Annotated in this window: 1 protein-coding gene; it reads right to left on the bottom strand. The window is 43.3% G+C overall.

Annotated elements, in window-relative coordinates; all coding sequences use genetic code 11:
- Window positions 1-890, bottom strand: an 890-nt coding sequence (locus QT994_RS27555; protein ID WP_333180288.1) for a pre-peptidase C-terminal domain-containing protein, incomplete at its 3' end; no start/stop codon positions are given.
- Window positions 891-1,710 lie beyond the last annotated feature (820 nt).

Here is a 1,710-nt window from a genome sequence, read left to right as displayed (position 1 = left end):
CCTACCGGAGTGGGAGTTGGCATCGGCATCCCTACCGGAGTGGGAGTTGGCATCGGCATCCCTACCGGAGTGGGAGTTGGCATCGGCATCCCTACCGGAGTGGGAGTCGGCATCGGCATACCGCTGTCGTCATCCTTAATTGTGAGTGTAGCGGTGGCCTGTGCGCCTATCGGTGCGTCTAAGCCTCCATTCCTTAAGAACAATTTTATCGTTTCATCTCCCTCCTGCTTGTTATCATTCACAATGGGGATTTCAAGTACCCCGAAATCTTTGTCAGCAGGAATGAAGGCTAACTCGAAGCGGCCGTAATCTTCACCAGTTGCTGTACTACTTGACTCTGCCTCGACAATTCCTCTCATATCACGTCCAATAGGACCATTACGCTTAAAGGTAATAGTCGCTTTAGTCCCATTTTCATTGACAGTGTAATTGGCATCACTAAAGGCTATGGTGCTCAAGCTGGGTGTAGCGTTGCTATCTCCTTTGAGAGTCAAAGTGTAGGGCGTTGACCCGAACTCTTTAGACCACAGCACACGCACCCTGTAATCTCCCGGCTGCAAATTTTCAGGAATTGTCACTGATGCGTCTGACCCCGCGTCTCCACGGGCGTAACCAAAGTCGTTTGGTATGTCGCCACTGCTAAAAAAAGATAGCTCCGCCTTATCTGTTAATCCCGATACCGTCACATTGATTTTCTGTTGGTTGTTTGGTGGCACTGTAAACTTGTACCAATCAACAGGATCTGTGTTACTTACAAAACCCTTAATCACTATGGGATTAGGAGAGATATTGCCGATTAACGGAGGATTATCGAAGATATTGTTAGCAGGGTCTTCTGAATCCATTTGCAGCAAATGTCTTTCAGTGTCTAAAATTCCTTTAGCTGTCATTATTCTATACCTAAATCAACTTTATGGAAGATAGGAAATTTCTACAGGTAAGGACTTAGGAAATGCCCTATCCCTACTTTATTTGACTACCTTCTACATTTATAAAACACTTAAGAACGATAAGTCACCTAACAGCTATTAGTATTTTTATTAGGTATTTTTGTGAGAACTACACCAGGTTAAATTTATTTGTTTAAATAAATTCAACCAATACTTCTTTAAACAATACTTCGGACAGTTTTTGAATGAGAGCCTAAAAGTGCCATTCTACCGTTTGTATCGGGGCTTGATGAAAGCGTGAAACCCTGATTATATAGTTAGCGATTGAAAACTATTCTAAGTGTTATTATAGAATTAGTCCGCCTATCTACTCAATTTGGCATAGTATACAGATAGAACAGACAGAAGTGCATTTAGAGGAGGAACGCCAGAAAGCAGAACGGTTAGCATCCCAATTGCGTGCCGCAGGAATTGAACCAGAAGTTTGATGGATCAAAAAGTAGGGTGCGTGCGGGGCATCCTAGAACTCATATTTAAACCTATAAAAGTTGGTAGTCCTGCAAGCGTAAGGATAAAAGGGGATTAAAGTGGTTGAGCTACCATTATCAAAACCCTGACTTTGCACCACTACCTAAAATTTAAAATCCCTCGCTCTTTTGAGCCTTGCGGTTGTAAAGCCGACATTCCCTCTTACACGACTTACAAAACAACAAAGACAGAAGCAGTTAGAGCGCTTTGAGCTGCACCTTGGACTACGCCCAAATAATTGCTGCCGAGTTTAATAACCGTACTACTAACAGCCGCTCCACCATTTAGACCT

The organism is Microcoleus sp. S13_B4, from assembly GCF_036700885.1.
GTDB lineage: Bacteria > Cyanobacteriota > Cyanobacteriia > Cyanobacteriales > Microcoleaceae > Microcoleus.
This window is presented reverse-complemented; position numbering and strand designations above follow the sequence as displayed.